Source organism: Streptomyces solicavernae, from assembly GCF_029968095.1.
GTDB lineage: Bacteria > Actinomycetota > Actinomycetes > Streptomycetales > Streptomycetaceae > Streptomyces > Streptomyces solicavernae.
Window position 1 is genome coordinate 102,801 of record NZ_JASCIR010000002.1, and the last position, 21,117, is coordinate 123,917.

21 protein-coding genes and 2 pseudogenes are annotated in these 21,117 nt (G+C 73.7%); 14 read left to right on the top strand and 9 right to left on the bottom strand.

Annotation, left to right across the window (positions count from 1 at the left end; genetic code table 11):
* Window positions 1–55 precede the first annotated feature (55 nt).
* Window positions 56–328 (top strand): DUF5955 family protein, encoded by a 273-nt coding sequence (locus QIS99_RS02945; protein WP_282510080.1) that lies wholly within the window; start codon window positions 56–58, stop codon window positions 326–328.
* 97 nt (window positions 329–425) lie between these two features.
* Here the strand turns inward: QIS99_RS02945 and yczR are convergent, their stop codons facing one another.
* The 3 genes from yczR to QIS99_RS02960 form a co-directional block, all read right to left on the bottom strand.
* A complete protein-coding gene (gene yczR, locus QIS99_RS02950) occupies window positions 426–1,943 on the bottom strand; it encodes a MocR-like transcription factor YczR (protein ID WP_282510082.1) in 1,518 nt (505 codons plus the stop codon).
* Between the two features lie 325 nt (window positions 1,944–2,268).
* Window positions 2,269–2,904, bottom strand: coding sequence for a response regulator (locus QIS99_RS02955; protein WP_282510084.1), 636 nt, complete (start codon window positions 2,902–2,904; stop codon window positions 2,269–2,271).
* The gene (locus QIS99_RS02960) at window positions 2,901–4,136 is read right to left on the bottom strand and encodes a sensor histidine kinase (RefSeq protein WP_282510719.1); all 1,236 of its coding nucleotides are present in this window, start codon (window positions 4,134–4,136) and stop codon (window positions 2,901–2,903) included. The genes QIS99_RS02955 and QIS99_RS02960 overlap by 4 nt, the downstream gene beginning before the upstream one ends.
* Window positions 4,137–4,493: 357 nt before the next feature.
* Here QIS99_RS02960 and QIS99_RS02965 point away from each other — a divergent pair, with 357 nt between their 5' ends.
* The gene (locus QIS99_RS02965) at window positions 4,494–5,579 is read left to right on the top strand and encodes an ABC transporter permease (protein WP_282510085.1); all 1,086 of its coding nucleotides are present in this window, start codon (window positions 4,494–4,496) and stop codon (window positions 5,577–5,579) included.
* Window positions 5,576–6,238: pseudogene (locus QIS99_RS02970) on the top strand (ABC transporter ATP-binding protein); the annotation flags it as partial. The gene QIS99_RS02965 and the pseudogene QIS99_RS02970, both read left to right, overlap by 4 nt.
* A gap of 86 nt (window positions 6,239–6,324) precedes the next feature.
* Here the strand turns inward: QIS99_RS02970 and QIS99_RS02975 are convergent.
* On the bottom strand, window positions 6,325–7,134 hold the full coding sequence (locus QIS99_RS02975; RefSeq protein WP_282510087.1) for an IclR family transcriptional regulator: 810 nt from the start codon (window positions 7,132–7,134) through the stop codon (window positions 6,325–6,327).
* A 365-nt stretch (window positions 7,135–7,499) separates the two neighbouring features.
* Here QIS99_RS02975 and allB point away from each other — a divergent pair, with 365 nt between their 5' ends.
* Entirely contained in the window at window positions 7,500–8,837 is a 1,338-nt protein-coding gene (gene allB, locus QIS99_RS02980) for an allantoinase AllB (RefSeq protein ID WP_282510089.1), read from the top strand.
* 26 nt (window positions 8,838–8,863) lie between these two features.
* The gene (alc, locus tag QIS99_RS02985; protein WP_408909468.1) at window positions 8,864–9,979 is read left to right on the top strand and encodes an allantoicase; all 1,116 of its coding nucleotides are present in this window, start codon (window positions 8,864–8,866) and stop codon (window positions 9,977–9,979) included.
* A 69-nt stretch (window positions 9,980–10,048) separates the two neighbouring features.
* Here alc and QIS99_RS02990 read toward each other — a convergent pair whose 3' ends face one another.
* A complete protein-coding gene (locus QIS99_RS02990) occupies window positions 10,049–10,780 on the bottom strand; it encodes an SDR family oxidoreductase (RefSeq protein ID WP_282510091.1) in 732 nt (243 codons plus the stop codon).
* A 184-nt stretch (window positions 10,781–10,964) separates the two neighbouring features.
* Here QIS99_RS02990 and QIS99_RS02995 point away from each other — a divergent pair, with 184 nt between their 5' ends.
* Complete coding sequence (locus QIS99_RS02995) at window positions 10,965–11,564, top strand: dihydrofolate reductase family protein (RefSeq protein WP_282510093.1); 600 nt, start codon at window positions 10,965–10,967, stop codon at window positions 11,562–11,564.
* On the opposite strand, the gene QIS99_RS03000 is transcribed toward QIS99_RS02995, so the two are convergent.
* Window positions 11,515–13,047, bottom strand: coding sequence for a serine hydrolase domain-containing protein (locus QIS99_RS03000; RefSeq protein ID WP_282510095.1), 1,533 nt, complete (start codon window positions 13,045–13,047; stop codon window positions 11,515–11,517). The two genes, QIS99_RS02995 and QIS99_RS03000, sit on opposite strands and share 50 nt — an antisense overlap.
* 109 nt (window positions 13,048–13,156) lie before the next feature.
* Between QIS99_RS03000 and QIS99_RS03005 the strand changes: the two genes are divergently transcribed.
* From QIS99_RS03005 to QIS99_RS03015, 3 genes are all read left to right on the top strand, one after another.
* Window positions 13,157–14,377: a sensor histidine kinase gene (locus QIS99_RS03005; RefSeq protein ID WP_282510097.1), complete on the top strand. Its 1,221-nt coding sequence runs from the start codon at window positions 13,157–13,159 to the stop codon at window positions 14,375–14,377.
* Window positions 14,368–15,015 carry a response regulator gene (locus QIS99_RS03010; RefSeq protein ID WP_282510099.1) on the top strand — a complete coding sequence of 216 codons (648 nt, stop codon included), beginning with the start codon at window positions 14,368–14,370 and terminating at the stop codon, window positions 15,013–15,015. Before QIS99_RS03005 ends, QIS99_RS03010 begins: the two co-directional genes overlap by 10 nt.
* Before the next feature lie 65 nt (window positions 15,016–15,080).
* On the top strand, window positions 15,081–15,506 hold the full coding sequence (locus tag QIS99_RS03015; protein WP_282510101.1) for a ribonuclease: 426 nt from the start codon (window positions 15,081–15,083) through the stop codon (window positions 15,504–15,506).
* A gap of 72 nt (window positions 15,507–15,578) precedes the next feature.
* Here QIS99_RS03015 and QIS99_RS03020 read toward each other — a convergent pair whose 3' ends face one another.
* Entirely contained in the window at window positions 15,579–15,785 is a 207-nt protein-coding gene (locus QIS99_RS03020; protein ID WP_282510103.1) for a hypothetical protein, read from the bottom strand.
* Window positions 15,786–16,018: 233 nt separating this feature from the next.
* On the opposite strand from QIS99_RS03020, the gene QIS99_RS03025 reads away from it, so the two are divergent.
* Together QIS99_RS03025 and QIS99_RS03030 are read left to right on the top strand one after the other, a co-directional pair.
* Window positions 16,019–17,281, top strand: a complete 1,263-nt coding sequence (locus tag QIS99_RS03025; protein ID WP_282510723.1) for a sensor histidine kinase — start codon at window positions 16,019–16,021, stop codon at window positions 17,279–17,281.
* The gene (locus QIS99_RS03030; RefSeq protein WP_282510105.1) at window positions 17,278–18,084 is read left to right on the top strand and encodes a response regulator; all 807 of its coding nucleotides are present in this window, start codon (window positions 17,278–17,280) and stop codon (window positions 18,082–18,084) included. The genes QIS99_RS03025 and QIS99_RS03030 overlap by 4 nt, the downstream gene beginning before the upstream one ends.
* A 62-nt stretch (window positions 18,085–18,146) precedes the next feature.
* Here the strand turns inward: QIS99_RS03030 and QIS99_RS03035 are convergent, their stop codons facing one another.
* Window positions 18,147–18,653 (bottom strand): GyrI-like domain-containing protein, encoded by a 507-nt coding sequence (locus tag QIS99_RS03035; RefSeq protein ID WP_282510107.1) that lies wholly within the window; start codon window positions 18,651–18,653, stop codon window positions 18,147–18,149.
* A 353-nt stretch (window positions 18,654–19,006) separates the two neighbouring features.
* Between QIS99_RS03035 and QIS99_RS03040 the strand changes: the two genes are divergently transcribed.
* Together QIS99_RS03040 and QIS99_RS03045 are read left to right on the top strand one after the other, a co-directional pair.
* Window positions 19,007–19,234, top strand: a complete 228-nt coding sequence (locus QIS99_RS03040) for a hypothetical protein (protein WP_282510109.1) — start codon at window positions 19,007–19,009, stop codon at window positions 19,232–19,234.
* A 6-nt stretch (window positions 19,235–19,240) separates the two neighbouring features.
* A complete protein-coding gene (locus QIS99_RS03045; protein WP_282510111.1) occupies window positions 19,241–19,747 on the top strand; it encodes a hypothetical protein in 507 nt (168 codons plus the stop codon).
* Window positions 19,748–19,825: 78 nt separating this feature from the next.
* Here the strand turns inward: QIS99_RS03045 and QIS99_RS03050 are convergent, their stop codons facing one another.
* Entirely contained in the window at window positions 19,826–20,818 is a 993-nt protein-coding gene (locus QIS99_RS03050; RefSeq protein ID WP_282510113.1) for a Gfo/Idh/MocA family protein, read from the bottom strand.
* On the opposite strand from QIS99_RS03050, the pseudogene QIS99_RS32265 reads away from it, so the two are divergent.
* Window positions 20,817–21,101, top strand: a pseudogene (locus tag QIS99_RS32265) (SAM-dependent methyltransferase); the annotation flags it as partial. The gene QIS99_RS03050 and the pseudogene QIS99_RS32265 sit on opposite strands and share 2 nt — an antisense overlap.
* Window positions 21,102–21,117 lie beyond the last annotated feature (16 nt).

Here is a 21,117-nt window from a genome sequence, read left to right on the forward strand (position 1 = left end):
GGGATGAGCTGTGTTGCGTGGTGTGCGACAGAGGCGGCCGGCGGTGGGCGGCGACATGGAGCCGAAGGTGGCACGGCTGTGCTCCGCCGTGTCCCGGCTGCGCCGCGAACTGGCCGCGTATCCGGCGGAGTTCCCGGACCGCGGCATCGCCGAGGACGAGCTGGCCGCGCTCGCCGCGATGGCCGCCCACGGCATCCCCGAGGTGCCGCGGCTGCGCCGCTCGCTGCTCCTGATCGCCGGTTCCGTCGGCTCGGTGAGCGCGCTCGCGGGTGCGCTCACCGACGTACGGGAGGCGGTGGACGTGTTCGGGGGCCCGGCGTCCGGGTGAGTCGGGCGCGGCGGGCGTCTGCCCGCGTGGGGAGGGCGGCTTCGGGCCGGCCGGCGTCTCCCTGCGTGGGGAGGGCGGCTTCGGGCCGGCCGGCGTCTCAGGCCACCCAGTGGCGGCGTCCGCCCGCGCCGTCGGCCGCGGGCAGCCCCGCCGCCAGCGTCGCGGCCAGCCGGCCGACCGCCGCCACGCACAGCTCGGCGGGCAGCGCGTAGGGGATGCGCAGGCGGTGCTCGTGCGTGCCCGGATCGGCGCCGAAGCGCGCGCCGCCCTCGATACGGACGCCGTGGTCGAGCGCCGCGCTCGCCAGCGCCGAGGAGACCGGCGCGCCCAGATCCACCCACAGGCAGAGCCCGCCGGGCGGCAACTGCCAGCGCCACTCGGGGAGTTGCTCGGCGAGCGCGGCCGCGAGCGCCGACCGCTGCGCGCGCAGCAGCGGCAGCCGCTCCTTCAGCACCGCCTCCGTGCGCTCCACCAGCTCGATCGCCAGGAGCTGGTCGAGGACGGAGCCCGCGATGTCCGTCGGTACGCGGTGCGTGGCCAGCTCGGTGATCAGCTGGGAGCTCGCCCGCACCCAGCCGATGCGCAGGCCGCCCCAGTGCGTCTTGCTCAACGAGCCGACGGTGACGAGCTGTTCGCCCACCCCGTGCCCGGCGGCGAGCGAGGCGAACGGTGCCGGGGCCGGGACGTCGAGCGCGATGTCCGTCAGCGTCTCGTCGACGATCAGCCAGGTGCCCGTACGGCGGGCCGTGTCCAGGAGGCGCCGGCGCTGCTCGACGGGCATCAGGCGGCCCGTCGGATTGTGGAAGTCCGGTACCAGATAGGCGAGTCGGGGCGCCGCCTGCCGCAGCGTCGACTCCGCCACCTCGGCGTCCCACCCGTCGTCCGTCACCGGCACGGGCGTGGCCCGCAGCCCGCCCCTGCGCACCGCGTCCAGGACGTTCGCGTACGACGGGTTCTCCACCAGGACCCGGTCGCCGGGCCGGGAGAGCAGGGAGAGCGTGAGCGACACGGCCTGCTGCGCGCCGGACGTGATCAGGATCTGCTCGGGCAGCGTGGGCAGCCCGCGCCGTGTGAACCGGTCCGCGACCGCGGCCCTCAACTCCGGCAGCCCGTAAGGGTGGTAGCCCGCGGTGGCCCCGTGCCGGGCGACCGCACCCGTCACCGCGGCGAGCGCGTCGGCGAGCACGCCCTGGGGTGCGTGCGGGGCGGCCATCGCGAGGTCGATCACGTCGTCGGTGTCGGCGTACGCGACGTTGCTGGGGCGGCGGCCCGCGGGCAGCGCGGTCCAGGTGCCGGAGCCGCGCCTGCTGTGCGCGAAGCCGTCCGTGCGGAGCAGGTCGTACGCCGCGGTGACGGTGGCCCGGCTGATGCCGAGGGCGGTCGCGAGCTCGCGCTCGGCGGGCAGGCGGCTGTGCAGCGCGATCCGGCCGTCGAGGAGCAGGGTGCGCACGCCCTGGGCGAGGGCGCGGTAGCCGGGGCGCTCGCCCGCGGTCGCCGTGAGGAGGGCGGCGAGCCGCCGGCTGCCCAGGGTGCTGCCCCGGGTGCTGTCCAGAGTGTTGCCCCGGGTGTTGCCCCGGGTGTTGTCCACGGAACGGACCACTTGCATGTCTGCCATGCCAACTCCTCGCGATTGGCCCTGCTGGCCTGGCCAATCACTGTACAGACTGGGTGCCCGGGCGGTGAAAGTGGCCTGGTTGGCCTGGTTGGCCTGGTTGGCCTGGTTGGCCTGGTTGGCCTGGTTGGGATGGTTGGGATGGTTGAGGGAGGAGTGGACATGGCGGTGACGGGTGCCGGGAGTGGCGCGTGCAGGGTCCGGGTGGTGCCGGGGCCGGTGCGGCCCCGGGGGGTGCGGCCCCGGCGGGTGCGGCAGGGCTTGCGTCGCGGGGCGGGGGCCTGGGCCGGGTGGCGAGGCCCGGCGTGGGCGGCAGGGGGTGGCGCGGTCAGCGGCGGATGAGGCCCAGGCCCGCCGCTGTTGCCACCGCTGACGTGCGGGAGTCGACGTCGAGCTTGGCGTAGATGCGGGCCAGGTGGGACTTGACCGTGCCCTCGGTGAGGTGGAGGCGGCTGCCGATGGCCTGGTTGGACAGGCCCTCGGCCACCAGGGACAGGACCTCCGTCTCGCGCCGGGTCAGGGTGGTGGCGGGGGTGCGCAGCCGGTTCATCAGGCGGTCGGCGACGGCCGGGGCGAGCGTCGTACGGCCGGTGGCGGCGGTGCGTACGGCCGCCGCGAGGTCCTCCGGCGGGGCGTCCTTGAGGAGATAGCCGGTGGCCCCCGCCTCGATGGCGGGCAGCGTGTCCGCGTCGGAGTCGTACGTCGTGACGATCAGGACACGGGGCGCGCCCGGCCGCTCGGTGATCCGCGCGGTGGCCTCCGCCCCGCCCATGCCCGGGCCGAACTGCAGGTCCATCAGGACGACGTCGATGTCGCCCCCGGCGGCGCGCGCGACCGCCTCCTCGGCCGTCGCCGCCTCGGCCACCACGGTGAGGCCGGGCTCCGTCTCCAGTACGGCGCGGAGTCCGGCCCGTACCACCGGGTGGTCGTCGGCCAGAAGCAGGCGGATGGGGCTCTCGGTCACCGGTGGGCCTCGGATTCGCTGGAGGTGGGGGAGGCAGGGGAGGGGGAGGAGGTGGAGGAGGTGGAGGAGGCGGGGGATGCCGTGGGGGCGAGGGGGAGTTCGGCGGTCAGTACGGTGCCCCGGCCGGGGCGCGACGCGACGGCGAACGTGCCGTCGAGCGCGTGCACGCGGGCGCGCATCGCGGCGAGGCCGAATCCGCCGCTCTCGGGGTCGGGGGCGGGCAGGAGGTCCGGCTCGAAGCCGGCGCCGTCGTCGGCGACGGTGAGGGTGACCCGGTCCGGCTGATGACACAGTGTGACGTCAGCCGTTGTGGCCCCGGCGTGCTGGACCGTGTTCGCCAGCGCGGACTGCGCGATGCGGAGCAGGGCCACCTCGTGTGCGGTCGGCAGCGGCCCCGGCTCGCCCCGGAGACGGAACCGCGCGGTGAGGCGGTGCCGGGCGGAGGCGGTGGCGCAGAGCCGTTCCAGGGCACCGGCAAGCGTGGTCCCGTCCAGGGCGGGCGGGGTGAGCGCGGCGACGAAGCGCCGGGCCTCGGCCAGGTTGTCGACGGCGGCCTGCCGCGCCTGGTCCACGTAACGGGCCGCGTTGTCCGGCGCGTCGGGCAGGGCCCGCTCGGCGGCACGCAGCAGCAGCTGAATGCTGGTCAGGCCCTGGGCGAGGGTGTCGTGGATCTCCCGGGCGAGCCGTTCCCGCTCCGCGAGCACGCCCGCCGTGTGCTGTGCGGCGGCGAGGTCGGCACGGGTGGCGGTGAGTTCCTCGATCAGCTTCCGGCGCTCCTCGCTCTCCCGGTACAGGGTCTGGTACCCCCACACCACCGCGACCGCCACCGCCGCGCCCAGGGCCGGCCCGATCGCCATGGGCACGCCGAACGAGCCCTGGTGGGCGGCGTACGCGGCGATCGCCGCCACCGCGGTCGCGACCACCGCGACGAGCCCGGCCCGGCGGGACAGCAGGTGCAGCTGCAGGAAGTACAGGGGGAACGCCACCCACACCCCGTCGGCCGACAGCGCGAGCAGCGCCAGCCAGCAGCCGCCCACGCACAGCAGCCACCACGCGGCGGCCCACCGCGAGCGCCGTACCCGGGGCAGCACCGGCCCCGCCGCGTACACCAGCGCGCACACCACGGTCACGGCGACCACCGCCCCGGCGTGCGCCCGGCCGTCGGCCACCGCGCGTACCGCGGTCAGGGCGAGCAGGCCGACGATCAGCAGATGCAGGCACCAGGCCAGGATCCGGGTGGTCGGGGTGAGGGACCGGTCGGTGAGAGACCGCTCGGTGCGGGACGGGCCGGTCGGGGACGTGGCGGAGGTGTTCACAGTCCTTCCAGCCTAAAGAGGCGACCCCGAGGCGGCCTCCGTCGAAAGTTACAACTCGTCCGGCGCCTTTCGGCCGCCGAGGTGCGGTCCTGCGCCAGATGTCCGGACAGGGGGCGGACGGCGAGGGTGGAGTCCTGCCCGATCGATCCCGGGAGTCCTTCCCGATCCCGGGCGTCCTTCCCGATCCCGGGCGTCCTTCCCGATCGCGGGCGTCCTGCCCGATCGCGGGAGCCCTTCCCGATTCCACCACCATCCGAAGGAGCAGGCCGAGCCGTGTTCGTCGCCTGGAGAGACCTGAAGTTCGCCAAGGGGCGGTTCGCCCTGATGGGAACCGTCATCGTGCTGATCACCCTCCTGGTCGGCCTGCTGTCCGGGCTGACCGCGGGCCTGGGCCGGCAGAACATCTCCGCGATCACGGGACTGCCCGCCGACCGGATCGCCTTCGCCGCGCCGAGCGGCGGCCAGGAGCTGTCGTACGCCGACTCCACCGTCACCGAAGACCAGTGGCGGCGGTGGGCCGACGCCCCGGGGGTGACCGCCGCCGAACCGCTGGGCATCGCCACCACCAGGGCCACGGCAGGCGACCGGAGCACCGGGGTGTCCGCCTTCGGTGTGCGGCCCGGATCGCCGCTGGCCCCCGACAGCGACCGACTCGAAGGCTCCGCCGCCGTGCTGTCCACCGCGGCGGCCGACGAGCTGGCCCTGCGCCCCGGCGACACCTTCGCCCTCGCCGGGCAGCGGCTGACGGTCGCCGCCGTACGGGGCGACGCCTCGTTCAGCCACACGCCCGTGATCTGGACCGGCCTGACGACCTGGCAGCAGGCCGCACCGCCCGGCCGGGCCGACGGCCCCGTCGCCACCGTGATCGCCCTGACCACCGGCCCGGACGCCGACCTCGCGGCCACGGACCGGGCCGCGGGCACCGAGACGGTCGCCACCGAGGACTCCCTCTCCGCGATCGGCTCCTACACTTCCGAGAACGGCTCGCTGCAGCTGATGCGCGGCTTCCTGTTCGCCATCTCCGCGCTGGTGATCGGCGCCTTCTTCACCGTATGGACCATCCAGCGCAGCGCGGACGTCGCCGTACTCAAGGCGCTCGGCGCGTCCACGGCCGGCCTGCTGAAGGACGCCCTCGGCCAGGCCCTCGTCCTGCTCACCGGCGGCACCCTGCTCGGCACCGGCATCGCCGCAGGACTGGGCGCCCTCCTCGCGGGCAGCGCGGTGCCGTTCCTGCTGACCCCCGCGACCGTCCTCGTGCCCGCCGCCGTGATGATCCTGCTCGGCGCGCTCGGGGCCGGACTGTCCATCCGCCGCATCACCTCCGTCGACCCGCTGACCGCCCTGGGGAGTGCCCGATGAGCCTGCACCTGACCGACGTCACCCTCACCTACCCCGACGGCGACAGCCGCCTGACCGCCCTGGACGGGGTCGGCCTGGACGTGCCCAAGGGCAGCCTGACCGCCGTCGTGGGGCCGTCCGGCTCCGGCAAGTCCAGCCTGCTCGCCGTGGCCGCCACCCTGATCACGCCGGACACCGGCACCGTCACGGTCGACGGCACCGCCACCGCGGGGCTGAGCCGGGCCGAGCTGACCGAGCTGCGCCGCCGCAAGATCGGCATCGTCTTCCAGCAGCCCAACCTGGTGCCGTCGCTCACCGCCGTCGAACAGCTCCAGGTCATGGCGCAGATCGACGGGCGCCGGCCGGCCGGGGCCCGTGCCCGCGCGCTCGAACTCCTCGACGCGGTCGGCCTGGCGGAGCAGGCCCGGCGCCGCCCGCACCAGCTCTCCGGCGGGCAGCGCCAGCGCGTGAACATCGCGCGCGCGCTGATGAACGACCCGACCGTCCTCCTGGTCGACGAGCCCACCAGCGCCCTCGACCACGAACGCGGCGCCGCCGTCGTCGACCTGATTACGCGCCTGACCCACCGGCAGGCCACCGCCACGGTCCTGGTCACCCACGACCGCGCGCACCTGACCGCCGTCGACCAGATCGCGGAGGTCCACGACGGCCGCCTCCGCGTGCGTCAGTTCGTGTCCGTACGGCCGAACTCCCGGCCCTTCACGACCCGAACTCGCGGCCCTTCACGACCCGTTCTCCCGGCCCCTCACGACCCGTTCGTGTTCGCCAGGGCCACCGACAGTTCCGCCGCGACCTGCTGCAGGATCGGGACGATCTTCTCCGTCGCGGCCTCGGTGACGCGGCCTGCCGGGCCGGAGATCGAGATGGCCGCGGCGGTGGGGGAGTCGGGGACGGGGACCGCGAGGCAGCGGACGCCGATCTCCTGCTCGTTGTCGTCCACCGCGTACCCGGAGTCGCGGACCTCCGTGAGCGCGTCGAGGAAGCCCTCGGGCGTGGTGATCGTCTTCTCCGTGGCGGCGGGCATGCCCGTACGGGCGAGCAGGGCGCGCACCTCGTCGGCGGGGGTGCCGGCGAGCAGGGCCTTGCCCACGCCGGTGGAGTGCGGCAGCACGCGGCGGCCGACCTCGGTGAACATCCGCATCGAGTGCTTGGACGGCACCTGCGCCACGTACACGATCTCGTCGCCGTCGAGGAGCGCCATGTTCGCGGTCTCGCCGGTCTCCTCGACGAGCCGGGCGAGGTAGGGGCGGGCCCAGGTGCCGAGGAGGCGCGATGCGGATTCGCCGAGGCGGATCAGGCGGGGGCCCAGGCTGTAGCGGCGGTTGGGCTGCTGGCGGACGTACCCGGTGGCGACGAGGGTGCGCATCAGGCGGTGGATGGTCGGCAGCGGCAGCCCGCTGCTCGCGGAGAGCTCGCTCAGGCCGACCTCGCCACCCGCGTCCGCCATGCGCTCTAGCAGGTCGAAGGCGCGCTCAAGGGACTGGACCCCGCCACTGGCGGCGGGCTTGGAGGCGGCGCTTTCGGTGGAGGCGTCGCTGGCGCTTGACGTCGGCACGGCGCGGTCCTTTCGGTGCTTCAGGAGCAGGAAGGCAGAGGTGCAGCCTACCCGTCGGTCGCTCGCGGGCCAGAGGCCCGTTGGAGGCGGTCTCCGCCGGTCAGTGCGTGTTTGTCCGAGTGTCGGCCCACGGTGTGCAGCGGTCGTGTGGCTTCTGTCTTGTGCGTAAGTATATTCTGCGAAGCGAAATCTAGCTTTCGCTTCATGGAAAGCTCTAACCTGGGTGGACAATCGGAACGAAGTCCTCCGGGTGGGCCCGGAGGGTCTTGACTGGGTCTTGCGGCGCAGTGAAGATTCGTTCAACAGAATGTTGAATATCCCATTCCGTGCTGCGGAACAGGAACGAGAAACGAGAGGGGAAACGCGTGTCCGACGTGGAACTTGTCCTTCGCTCGACGCGAGTCGTCACCCCCGAGGGCACGCGCGCCGCCTCCGTCGCCGTGGCCGACGGGAAGATCGCAGCCGTCCTTCCGTACGAGGCCGAGGTCCCCGAGGGCGCCCGCCTCCAGGACTTCGGTGACGACGCGCTGCTGCCCGGCATCGTCGACACCCACGTCCACGTGAACGACCCGGGCCGCACCGAGTGGGAGGGCTTCTGGACCGCCACCCGCGCCGCGGCCGCCGGTGGCATCACGACCCTCGTGGACATGCCGCTCAACTCCCTGCCGCCGACCACGACGGTCGACAACCTGCGCACGAAGCAGGAAGTCGCCGCCGCCAAGGCGCACATCGACATCGGCTTCTGGGGCGGCGCCCTGCCCGACAACGTGGCGGACCTCAAGCCGCTGCACGACGCCGGTGTCTACGGCTTCAAGTGCTTCCTGTCGCCCTCCGGCGTCGACGAGTTCCCGCACCTGGACCGCGAGCAGCTCGCCGCGTCCATGGGCGAGATCGCCGGCTTCGGCGGACTGCTCATCGTGCACGCCGAGGACCCGCACGAGCTGGACTCCGCCCCGCACCTCAGCGGCCCGAAGTACGGCGACTACCTGCAGACCCGGCCGCGCGTCTCCGAGGACATGGCGATCAAGGGTCTGATCGAGACCGCCAAGCGCCTGAACGCACGCGTGCACGTCCTGCACCTGTCGTCCTCCGACGCGCTCCCGCTGATCGCCGCCGCCAAGGCCGAGGGCGTCCGGCTCACCGTCGAGACCTGCCCGCACTACCTCACCCTCACCGCCGAGGAAGTCCCGGACGGCGCCAGCGAGTTCAAGTGCTGCCCGCCCATCCGCGAGGGCGCCAACCAGGACCTCCTTTGGCAGGCGCTCGCCGACGGCACCGTCGACTGCATCGTCACCGACCACTCGCCGTCCACCGCCGACCTGAAGACCGACGACTTCGCCACCGCCTGGGGCGGCATCTCCGGCCTCCAGCTCTCCCTCCCGGCCATCTGGACCGCGGCCCGCGAGCGCGGCCACTCCCTCGACGACGTGGTGCGCTGGATGTCCGCCCGCACGTCGGAGCTGGTCGGCCTGGACCAGAAGGGCGCCATCGAGGCCGGCCGCGACGCCGACTTCGCGGTCCTCGCGCCCGACGAGACCTTCACTGTCGACCCCGCCGGACTCCAGCACCGCAACAAGGTCACCGCGTACGCGGGCAAGACCCTGCACGGCGTCGTGAAGTCCACCTGGCTGCGGGGCGAGCGCATCCACGCGGACGGCGAGTTCACCGAGCCCGCCGGCCGCCTCCTCGAAAGGAAGAACTGATCCCAGTGGCGCAGAACAATTCCGGTTTGGCCCACTTCACCGGCGACGCGAACCCGTACGGCGGCGGCGAGCCGTACGCCGACTACCGCACCCCTGGTCCGTCGGGGTTCCCCTTCACCCAGTACGCCAACCTGGCCGACCGCCAGCTCGGCGCCGGTGTCATCGCCGCCAACGACGAGTTCTTCGCCGAGCGCGAGAACCTGCTGAAGCCCGAGGCCGCCGAGTTCGACCCGGAGCACTTCGGCCACAAGGGCAAGGTCATGGACGGCTGGGAGACCCGCCGCCGGCGCGGTGTCTCGGCCGACGTCCCGCACCCCACCGAGGGCGACCACGACTGGGCCCTGGTCCGCCTCGGCGCCCCCGGCGTCATCCGCGGCATCGTCGTCGACACCGCCCACTTCCGCGGCAACTACCCGCAGGCCGTGTCCATCGAGGGCGCCAACGTCGAAGGCTCGCCCACGCCCGACGAGCTCCTGTCCGGCGACGTGAAGTGGACGACGCTCGTCCCCCGTACCGCCGTCGGCGGCCACGCGGCCAACGGCTTCGAGGTCACCGCCGAACAGCGCTTCACACACCTGCGCGTCAACCAGCACCCCGACGGCGGCATCGCCCGGCTGCGGGTGTACGGCGAGGTCGTGCCGGACCCGAAGTGGCTCGGCGCGCTCGGCACGTTCGACGTGGTCGCCCTGGAGAACGGCGGCCAGGTCGAGGACGCCTCCGACCGCTTCTACTCCCCGGCCACCAACACCATCCAGCCGGGCCGCTCCCGCAAGATGGACGACGGCTGGGAGACCCGGCGCCGCCGCGACAAGGGCAACGACTGGATCCGCTACCAGCTCGTCCAGCAGTCCGAGATCCGCGCCGTCGAGATCGACACCGCGTACCTCAAGGGCAACTCGGCGGGCTGGGCGGCCCTTTCGGTGCGGGACGGAGAGTCCGGCGACTGGGTGGAGGTCCTTCCCCGCACCCGCCTCCAGCCCGACACCAACCACCGCTTCGTGCTCGACACGGCGGCCAAGGGCACGCACGTCCGCATCGACATCTACCCCGACGGCGGCATCTCCCGCCTCCGTCTCTTCGGTTCCCTGACCGAGGACGGCGCGGCCCGCCTGGCCGCCCGTCACCAGGAGCTGGGCGGCTGACGACACGCACCGCCCCTGGGGCGCGCCGGGAGGACAGCCCCGGCGCGCCCCATCCGCCTTTCCGGAGGCTTACGCCGCGTGCCCGCCGTCCACGGAGAACTCCGCGCCGGTGACGTACGCGGCCTGAGCACCCGCCAAGTAGCCAACCATGGAAGCGACTTCGGCGGCCGAGCCGTAGCGGCCCAGGGCCGTCATCGCGCTCTGCGCCTCCGCGAAGGGGCCGTCCGCCGGGTTCATGTCCGTGTCGATCGGGCCCGGGTGCACCAGGTTCGCGGTGATGCCGCGCCCGCCCAGCTCCCGCGCGAGCGCCTTGGTCAGGCCGATCAGCGCGGCCTTGCTCGTCGCGTACAGCGTCCCGCCCGGGCCCGGCACGCGTTGCGCCATGCAGCTGCCCACCGTCACGATCCGCCCGCCCGGCCCGAGCCGCGCGGCCGCGGCCTGCGAGGTCAGGAACACCGAGCGGACGTTGACGTCGAGCACCTGGTCCACCGCGTCGAGCCCCAGCTGGTCGAGCGGGCCGAGCACGCCGACGCCCACGTTGTTGACCAGCACGTCGAGCCGCCCGAACGCGGTGACCGTACGCTCCACCACCGCCACGGAGGCGGCCGCGTCGGCCGCGTCCGCCCGGATCGCGAGGCCCCGCCGGCCCGTCGCCTCGATCTTCCCGACGACGTCGCGGGCCGCGGCCTCGTCCCGTACGTACGTGATCGCCACATCGGCGCCGTCCTCCGCCAGCCTCAGCGCGATCGCCGCACCGATACCCCGGCTGCCGCCCGTCACGAGTGCCACCTTGCCGCTCATATCCGTACTCCTTGCTGTATCCGCCGTGTTGTTGTCCTTGCGTGTTCAAGTACAGCGGTCGTACGGGGGCGGCGCTGGCGGGAATCGGACGCGGCGTCCCGGGGCGCGGGGCGAGCGATGAGTTTCCCGGTGGCGGGCGGTCATTCCTGGTGACAGCGGAGCGCACGAGACAACGGGACGGGTCATGAGGCTCACACTCACCCAGATGGTCACCCTCGACGGCGTCATGCAGGGGCCCGGCAGCCCGGACGAGGACACCAGCGGCGGCTTCACTCAGGGCGGCTGGGTCTGGCCCTACTTCGACGAGGACTTCAGCGCGTTCGTCGACGAGAACTTCCGGCGCGCGGACGCCTTCCTCCTCGGCCGTCGCACGTACGAGATCTTCGCCGCGTACTGGCCCAAGCAGAGCGGCGACCCCGTCTCCGACGCCCTCAACTCCCTGCCCAAGTACGTCGCGAGCACCACCCTGGCCGGCGCCGACTGGGAGGGAGCCCAGGTCATCGGCGGCGATCTCGCAGCAGAGGTCACCGCCCTGAAGGAGCAGCCGGGCCGCGAACTGCAGATGCACGGCAGCGCGGGCCTCGCCCGGTCGCTGTTCGCGGACGGGCTGATCGACACCGTGCACCTCATCGTGCTGCCGGTCGTGCTCGGCGCCGGGAAGCGGCTCTTCGCGGAGGGCACCCTGCCCACGGCCTTCCGCAACGCCGACACCCGCGTCACCCGCACGGGAGTCGTCATCGGCACGTACGAGCGCGAGGGCGCCCCGGAGTACGCCTCGCTCTGACCCGGACGACCGCGACAAGCCGGGCCGCGAGGACCACGGACGAGGCGAGAGCCGCCGCGGCCGTACAGACGACCAGGGCGGGCCAGGCGTACGCGACTTGGCCGAGCGTTCCTGACCGGCGCATCAACAGGCCGACGAGAGCGGCGAGTTGGCTGAGGAGCAGCGGGGGCAGGGCGTACGGCAGGACCCGCAGCGCGAGCCGCCACCACGCCCGACCGGACGTGCGCCGAGCCCACCGCCCGGCGCGGACCGCGCCACGGGTGCCGAGGGCGAGGGCAAGGAGGGTGAGCGCGGCGAGGACCCAGTCGGCCGTCATGGAGAACGGCTCGGCCACCTCGGCCCGTCTGCCCCGGGCGAGGTCGACCAGGCCCTGGGTGATCTGGGCCGCGTCGTCCCCGGACAGCATGCCGGTGTTGGTGACGACGGCGATCCCGGTCCCGCTGTCCGGCAGCAGGGTCGCCATGGAGTTGTGCGTGAGCAGCTGACCGGTGTGCTGGATTCGCCGGGGCCCTTCGTGGGTGTGCACCGACCAGCCCATCGCGTAGTCGCTGTCCCGTGGCGTGTCCGGCGGCGTGTGCGTGACGTCGATGGTCCGCGCGGAGGCGATGCGCCGCCCGTCGGCGGAGGCACCGTGGTTGTTCTGGACGATCAGCCACCGCGCGAGATCGTCGGCGGTGGTGACGACTCCGTGGCCGCCCGCGGCGAACCAGCGGGGGTGGCCGACGGGCACGGTCGTCCCGTACGCGCGCACATGACCGCGCGCCTGTCCGGGCATCTGCTCCGTTCCGGGGACGGACGACGTACGGGTCATGTGCAGCGGGCGGAAGATCTCCTCGGCCATGTACTCCGCGAACGGGCGTCCGTCGACGACTTCGACGAGGCGTGCGGCCACGAAGTAGTTGGGGTTGTGGTAGCTGTGCCGGGCGCCCGGAGCGGTGGCGAGGCGAGCGTTCCGCATCGCGGCGACGGCTTCCTTGAGCGTGTGCGGCTGAGCCCGCGTCAGATCCGGGTACGTCGAGTCGGCCATGCCGGAGGTCTGGGTGAGGAGGTGCCGCACGGTGATCTTCTCGGCGCGAGGGTCGGCCAGGGTGAACTCGGGCAGGTAGCGGCGCACCGGCCGGTCAAGGTCCACCAGTTCGTCCTCGACGAGCTGCATCACGGCCAGGGCGGTCATGGCCTTGGACAGCGACGCCACGGGCACCCGCGTGCTCGCGGTCATGGCCCGGCCGGACGCGGTGTGCCCGTAGCCGGCCGAGTGCACCACCTCCTCGCCCCTGGTCACGGCGACCACCGCGCCCGGCAGGCCCGTCTCCTCGACGTAGTCGTGCAGGAAGCGGTCGATCGCCGCCGCATTCAAGGCGGGGGCGGGCTCGGCGGCGGGGACGGGAGTGGCGCCCAGCAGCGTCGCCGCCGTGATGCCGAGCGCGGCCGCGAAGGCGGCGAGCCCACGGCGGGTACGGGAGTGGACAACGGGGATTCTCATGCCGACCAGTGCACCGGTCGGCGCACGCCTCGCACATTGGCGTACAGGGGAGTTCGAAGGTAGTGCGGGCACTACTGCCGCAAGATCCCCGTGCCGCTACCTTCGACGAATGCGTCACCGCAACGCCTGGCAGGCCCTGGCCCAGAACCCGCTGAAGCTGCTCCGCTCCAGCTGGCCCTGGCGGTCCCTGGCCTACCTGCTGTCCGGGGTCGCCTTCGGCGCCGTGGCGACCCTCGTCCTGGTGAGCCTGCTGATCGCGGGGTTCGCCTCGCTGATCGTGCTCGTGGGGGCGGTGCTGCTGCTCGGCGTGGCCCTCTCCGGTGTCGTCGTCACCCGGTTCGAGCGGTGGCGGCTGCGGCTCGTCGACCTGGACCCGGTGCCCGACCCGCACCGGGCACCGGAGTGGCCCGGTTTGCGCGGCTGGCTGCACACGCGGCTGCACGAACAGGCGACCTGGCGTGAACTCGGCTTCACCGCCGTGTCCTTGACCGCACTGTGGTGGATGGACTTCCTCGTCCTGGCCTTCGCCCTGGCCGTGCCCGTCCTGGTGATGCTGTCGCCCGTCGACGACCCGGGCGCCTGGCCGCTGTTCGTCGTCGGTCTGTGCCTGCTGCCCGCCGCGCCCTACACCCTCACCGCCTGGGCCGGTGCCCGAGCCGCCGTCACCCGCCTCATGCTCGCGCCCCGCGACAGCGAACTGGGCCGGCAGCTCACCGACGTACGCGCCTCACGGACCCGCCTCGTCGACGCCTTCGACCAGGAGCGGCGGCGCATCGAACGGGATCTGCACGACGGGGCGCAGCAGCGGCTCGTCTCCCTCAACGTGCGGCTCGGCCTGGCGCGCCTCGACGCCGCGCCCGGCTCGCCGCTGGCGGCGCAGCTCGCCGAGGCACAAGCACAACTGACCCTCGCCGTAGCGGAGTTGAGGGACCTGAGCCGAGGCGTCCACCCCAAGGCCCTGACCGACCACGGTCTGGCCGCCGCGGTCGGGAACCTCGCCGCCCGCTCGGCCCTGCCGGTCACCGTCGACATCCGCCTGCCCGGCCGGCTGCCCACGCCCCTGGAGACCACCGCGTACTTCGTGATCTCCGAAGCCCTCGCCAACGCCGCCAAGCACGGCGGCGGAACCCACGCCCATGTGCAAGCCCGGCAGCACACCAACCTCCTCACCCTGACCGTCAGGGACGACGGGACCGGGGGCGCCGATCCCGGGGCGGGCAGCGGGCTGACGGGGCTCGCCGACCGGGTCGCCGCCGCGGACGGCAGGCTCCGTCTCTCCAGCCCGGTAGGCGGACCTACACTCCTGCACGTGGAGCTGCCGTGCCGCTGACCGTCGTACTCGCCGAGGACTCCCCGCTCATGCGGGACGGACTCGTCGGGGTGCTCACCCGTTTCGGCCACGAGGTGGCGGCCGCCGTCTGCGACGCCGACGCCCTGGTCGCCGCCGCGCGCGAGCACCGTCCCGACATCGTCGTCACCGACGTCCGCATGCCCCCGGGCCACAGCGACGACGGCCTGCGCGCCGCCATCGCCCTGCGCCGGGAGAACCCGGCCCTGCCGGTCCTCGTCCTGAGCCAGTACATCGAGCAGTCCTACGCCGCCCACCTCCTCGACCTCGGCTCGGACAGCGGGGTGGGCTACCTCCTCAAGGATCGCGTCAGCGCGGTCACCGAGTTCGTCGACGCCGTCACCCAAGTCGCCGCCGGAGCCACGGTGGTGGACCCCGAGGTGGTCCGCCAACTCCTCAACCGCCGCCAGGACCCGCTGCGACGGCTCACGCCACGCGAGCGCGAGGTCCTGGCCCTGATGGCGGAAGGCCGCGCCAACGCCGCCATCGCACGCGAGCTGTACGTCACCGAGGCGGCCGTGAACAAGCACGTGAGCAGCATCCTGCAGAAGCTCGAACTGCACATCGGCGGCGAGGGCCACCGCCGCGTGCTCGCGGTCCTCGCCTATCTTCGCGCGTGAACTCGCGGAAAATATCCGGCACTTGGCGTTGACAGGGCAAGCTCTACGCGCGTCATCCTAGGGGCATGCGAATCCCCCCACGCATCGCCACAGGCATCGCTCTGGCCGCCGCGCTCCTCGTCGGCGGACCCGTCGCCGCGCACGCGGCCCCGGCCCCCACCCTCGTCCCCGTAACCGCCCGCTCCGCGACCGCGTCCGTCGCCGCCGTCGGCGACATCTGCCACTCCGCGCTGCCGCCCGAGGCCCACGACACCCTCGACCTGATCGATGCGGGCGGCCCCTTCCCGTACCCGCAGGACGGCACCGTCTTCCAGAACCGTGAGGGGCTGCTGCCCCCTCAGGACTCCGGCTACTACCACGAGTACACCGTCGAGACCCCCGGCTCCGACGACCGCGGCGCCCGCCGCATCGTCACCGGCGAGGCGAGCGAAGAGGACTACTACACCGCCGACCACTACGAGTCCTTCGACCTGGTCGACCACGGCTGCTGACCCGGTCCGGACCCCACGGCCCCGGTCGCCGCAAGCGCACCACGCGGCGACCGGAGCGGCGAGCCGTACGTATCAGCCCCCCTTGCTGCTCTCCGCCGCGGCGAACACCGCCACCGACAGCACGACGAGCGCGATGCCGGCGTACAGCTCGTACCCGTGCAGGAAGTCCAGGTGCTGGACGATGCCCCAGGTGAGCTGCCAGTCGGTCAGCTCGCGCACGATCGCGAAGGCGCCCTGGATCAGCAGGATCAGACCGAGGAACTCAAGACCTTTCTTCATGCGCCGATCCTCGCCCCGCCCCGCACCCCCGCACATCGGCCGCACGGCGAACCCCGCAGGGCCGTGACGGGCCGAAAGTCGATGCCCGCCAGACTTTGGCTACGGTGCCCGCCAGACTTTGGCTACGGTGCCCGCCAGACTTTTGGCTACGGTCCCCCGCGCGGCGCCCGCGCGGTGTCCGAGCTGTGTCTGCGCGGCTGCGCCGCTGCGTAGATTTGCCGACCATGAGAGACATGGAGCGGCAGCCGCCCCCGGCGCACCCCACGCCGGGCCCCGAGTACCGGTGGCCCAGCCTGCTGCCCGCCGCCGTCGCCGCCGAGCTCGACCCCGACCGGATGAGGAACGGCCGGCCCCGGCGCACCGTGCGCGACTGGTTCGCCGACTTCGGCTGCTTCCTCGTCGCCGTGTTCATCGGCCTGATCGCCGCCGAGGCGATCGGCAGCAACCCGAACGTGTCCCCCGGCCTCGCCCGGCTCGACCAGCTCGTCGGCGCGCTGGCCTGCGCGGCGGTCTGGCTGCGGCGCCGCTGGCCGGTCGGTCTGGCCGTCGCGATGCTGCCGGTCAGCGTCGTCTCGGACACCGCGGGCGGCGCGGCCACCGTGGCGATCTTCACGCTCGCCGTGCACCGCCCGTTCCGGTACGTGGCATGGATCGGCGGCGTCTCCCTCGCCCTCGTCCCGTTCTTCTACCTGATCCGGCCGGACGCCGAGCTTCCGTATCTGGTCACCGTCGCCTTCTCGGTGCTGCTCTCCGTCACCGTCATCAGCCTGGGCCTGTTCGTACGCTCCCGGCGCCAGCTCCTGCTGAGCCTGCGCGAGCGCGCCGAACGCGCCGAGTCCGAGGCGGCCCTGCGCGCCAAGGAGGCCCAGCGCCTCGCCCGCGAGGCCATCGCCCGCGAGATGCACGACGTACTCGCCCACCGGCTCACTCTGCTCAGCGTGCACGCGGGCGCCCTTGAGTTCCGGCCCGACGCCCCCGAGCAGGAGGTAGCCCGGGCGGCGGGCGTGATCCGCGACAGCGCGCACGAGGCCCTGCAGGACCTGCGGGAGATCATCGGCGTCCTGCGCACCGACGAGCCCGCCGCCGACGAGGGCGGCCGCCCGCAGCCCACCCTCGCCGCGCTCGACGCCCTGGTCGCCGAGTGCCGCGCCGCCGGCATGCGGGTCACCCTCGACAACCGCGTCGCCGACCCCGCTGCCGTCCCCGCGGGCGCCGGGCGCAACGCGTACCGCATCGCCCAGGAGGGCCTGACCAACGCCCGCAAGCACGCGCCCGGCGCCGAGGTCACCGTCCGTGTGACCGGCGCACCCGGCGACGGCCTGACCGTCGAGGTGCGCAACCCGGCCCCTCCCGGCGACGTACCGGAGGTGCCCGGCTCGGGGCAGGGGCTGATCGGCCTGACCGAGCGCGCGATCCTCGCCGGGGGCCGCCTCACGCACGGCGCCGAGGGCGACGGCGGATTCCGGATCACGGCCTGGCTACCGTGGGCCTCATGACCTCGAACCCGATCCGGCTGCTGCTGGTCGACGACGACCCTCTCGTACGCGCCGGCCTCTCCCTGATGTTCGGCGGCGCCGACGGCATCGAGATCGTCGGGGAGGCCGCCGACGGGGCCGAAGCAGCCCGCCGCGTGGCCGAGTCGAAGCCCGACGTGGTCCTCATGGACCTGCGCATGCCGCAGGTCGACGGCCTCACCGCCACCGAGGAGCTGCGCGCCCGCGCGGACGCCCCCGAGGTGGTCGTCCTCACCACCTTCCACGCCGACGAGCAGGTTCTTCGCGCCCTGCGCGCGGGCGCCGCGGGCTTCGTCCTCAAGGACACCCCGCCCGCGGAGATCGTCGCGGCGGTACGCCGGGTGGCCGCGGGCGACCCGGTCCTCTCGCCGACCGTGACGCGTCAGCTCATCACGCGGGCGGCCGGCCCGGACCCGTACACCGACCGCAGGGCTCGCGCCGAGGCCCGCCTGGCGGTGCTCGCGGACCGGGAGCGCGAGGTCGCCGTGGCGGTCGGCCGGGGCCGCTCCAACGCGGAGATCGCGGCCCGGCTGTACATGAGCGTCGCCACGGTCAAGGCCCACGTGAGCCGCATCCTGACGAAGCTGGACCTCAACAACCGGGTGCAGATCGCGCTGCTTGCCCACGATGCGGGGCTGCTTGACGGGGCGGATGGGGGCGGTGGGGAGGGTGGCGGCGGCGGGGCCGATGGTGCGTACGGGGTCGACGGGGTCGGCGGGGCTGATGGTGCGTACGGGGTCGGCGGGGCCGATGGTGCGTACGGGGCCGACGGGGAGCGCGGTTAGGCACGAGCTGCCGCGCCTGACCGCGCTCGCCCGGCGCATCGCCGAGGACGCCGGTTCGACCGTCAGTCCCGCAGCCGGAACGCCAGCTCCGTCTCCCACTTGTTCAGATCCGGCTCCACGCGCGGGTCCGTCTTGTAGCTCTCCAGGCGGCAGCCCCACACCTCGCCCGCCTCCGTGCGCTCCATGTCCCAGGCGAGGCCCTTGGCCTCGGCCCACTTGAGGACCGTGGCGGTCACCGCGAACAGCTCGTCGGGGTGGCCGACATGGCGGACCGTCACATAGCGTCCGGCGGGCAGTGTGCCCACGAACAGCTCGCCGCCCGGCACCCGGACCCGCTCGCCGACCGGCACCCCGGCCACCACCTCGAACTCCCGCGTACGGTCCTCCGGATCGAGCACCTCGTACTTGAAGAACGGGCCGTCGGCCATCGGGATGCCGCGCTCGCCGAGCCAGCCCACGATCTCCGGCAGCCGGTCGGCGAGCCGGCCGAACGTGTCCCACGTGACCCTGCCCCGGACGCCCACGAAGGCCCGCTCGGGGCGCTCTTCGATCCTCGGTTGGTTCGCCATGCGCCGATCCTGCCGGGGCGCGCCGCGCTACGCACCCCGGCCGCGCGGATCAGTCCGCGGATCAGTCCGTCGGAGGGCCCGGCGGTCGTCCGGAGGGCTGGACGTGGGCCGGGTGGTGCGCGGCGTCCGCGGGTCGGCGGCCGCCGCTGCCGGTGCGGGGCGCGCGGCTGCCTGGAGGCGTACGTCGGCGCCGCGACGCTGCCGCCGGACCGGTTCCTGGACGCCGGTGGTGCGGGTAGATTCGCGCCCCGCCGCACCACGTCCACGTCCGCGTCCGCGTCCACGCCCACCTCCGCGCCCCCGCCCGTCGGCCGCCGGGCAGGCCCGCACGACGAGCAGAGGAGATCCCTACGATGACGCAGCCGCCGCCCGCAGCCGACGTGACCGCGCGTGACGTGACCGCGCGTGACGTGACCGCGCGTGACGTGACCGCGCGTGACGTGACCGCGCGTGACATGACCGCGCGTGACATGACCGCGCGCGCCGCGACCGCGCGCGCCGCCCCAGCCGCCGGGTCGGGCGGCGAGGAGAGCATGTGCGCGGCCGGACGCCAGGGCGCCCTCCCGGTGGCGCGGGGCTGACGGCAGATGCAGCGCAGCGTCGAGATCTGCACCGACGTCACCGGCCGCACCGGCGGCGGCGAGGGCTTCCACTACCTGCGGTGGAGGTCCAAGGTCGAGCTGACCCTGGACTGCTTCATCTGCGAACGGACCGCCCGCACCACACTTCTGGAGGTCGGCGCCGAACGCGCGGTGTGCGGCGGCAGCAGGGGCGGCGCCGCCTCGCACTACACCGCTGCCCGCATCTCCGCCTTCGACGTCACCTCGGGCGCGGACCAGCTGGCGCTGCGCACCGTCGTCAGCTTCTGGTGGGCCCCGTTCACCGACGCGGCCTCCGGCCACCGCGCCGCCGCCCCGACCCTGCACCCCTGGGTCCGGCTGCACCTCGGCTACGACTGCCCGCAGGAGGGCGGCGCATCCGGCTCGTTCGGCATCCGGACGAACATGGAACGCCCGGTCAGCGAACCCTGCGCGCACTGCTCCCGTCCGGTCGCGACGAGCACCAGGACTCCCACGATCCGGCTCCTCGACTGAGCGGTCCCCGCGGGCGCGTGCCTCTCCCCGGACCTCGCTCCTCAGGGCGATCAACCGCGCCCGAGCCGACAGTGCGGACTACTCCGCGAGCCGCACGGCCCGCCCCTCCCGCCGGGACACCTCGCACGCCTCCGCGACCCGCAGGGCCCGCAGCGCCTCGTGACCGTCGCAGGGGTTCGCCCGCTCGCCCCCGGCCACCTCCACGAACGCCGCCAGCTCCGCCTCGTACGCCGGAGCGAACCGCTCCAGGAACCCCGGCCACGGCTTCGTGGGCGCCGCAGGCCCCGTCGGCTCGGCCGACGTCAGCGGCGTGCGCTCGTCCCAGCCGACCGCCAACTGGTCCCGCTCACCGGCGAGCTCCATGCGTACGTCGTACCCCGCGCCGTTGCAGCGCGTCGCCGTCGCCGTGGCGAGCGTGCCGTCGTCCAGGGTGAGGACGACCGCCGCCGAGGCCACGTCGTCCGCCTCGCGGAACATCGCCGGGCCCGCGTCCGAGCCGACCGCGTACACCTCGCGCACCTCACGCCCCGTCACCCAGCGCAGCGCGTCGAAGTCGTGGATCAGGCAGTCCCGGTAGAGCCCGCCGGACAGCGGCAGATACGCGGCGGGCGGCGGCGCCGGGTCGGAGGTGACCGCCCGCACCGTGTGCAGCCGGCCGAGCCGCCCGTCCCGTACGGCTGCGCGGGCCGCCGCGTACCCCGCGTCGAAGCGCCGCTGGAAGCCGAGCTGGAGCACCGAGCCCGCCCGCTCCACCTCCCGCAGCGCGGCCAGCGTGCCCGGCAGGTCCACGGCGACCGGCTTCTCGCAGAACGCGGGCAGCCCGGCCCGCGCCGCCCGGCCGATCAGGGCTGCGTGCGCCGAGGTCGCCGCGGTGATCACGACCGCGTCCACCCCGGCCGCGAACACCGCGGCGACCTCGGCCACGGCCTCCGCGCCCGTACGCCCCGCGAGCTCCGCAGCCCGTGCCGGATCCGCGTCGGCGACCAGCAGGGCGTCCACCCGCGGGTGCCGGGCGAGTGTCGCCGCGTGGAACGAACCGATACGACCTGTCCCGATGAGTCCGATGCGCATGCCCCCAACCTGGCACCGCCGCCGCACCGCGTCCAGCACATGTCGGGAGGAGGAGACAGGGGACACCGGGCGGCGGAACGCCCGGCGGCGCCGCCGGTCCGCACGTACACTCGAACTTGTCCCGCAGTCAGGGGAGTTGACGCATGCCGCAGGCACCAGGCAGCGACCCGCGCCACCTGATCGACACCGTCAGGCCGCACCCCGCCCACGTGTACGACTGGCATCTCGGCGGTTCCTCGACATCGGCGCGGGCATCCCCACGGAGCCGAATCTGCACCAGGTCGCCCAGACGATCGGGC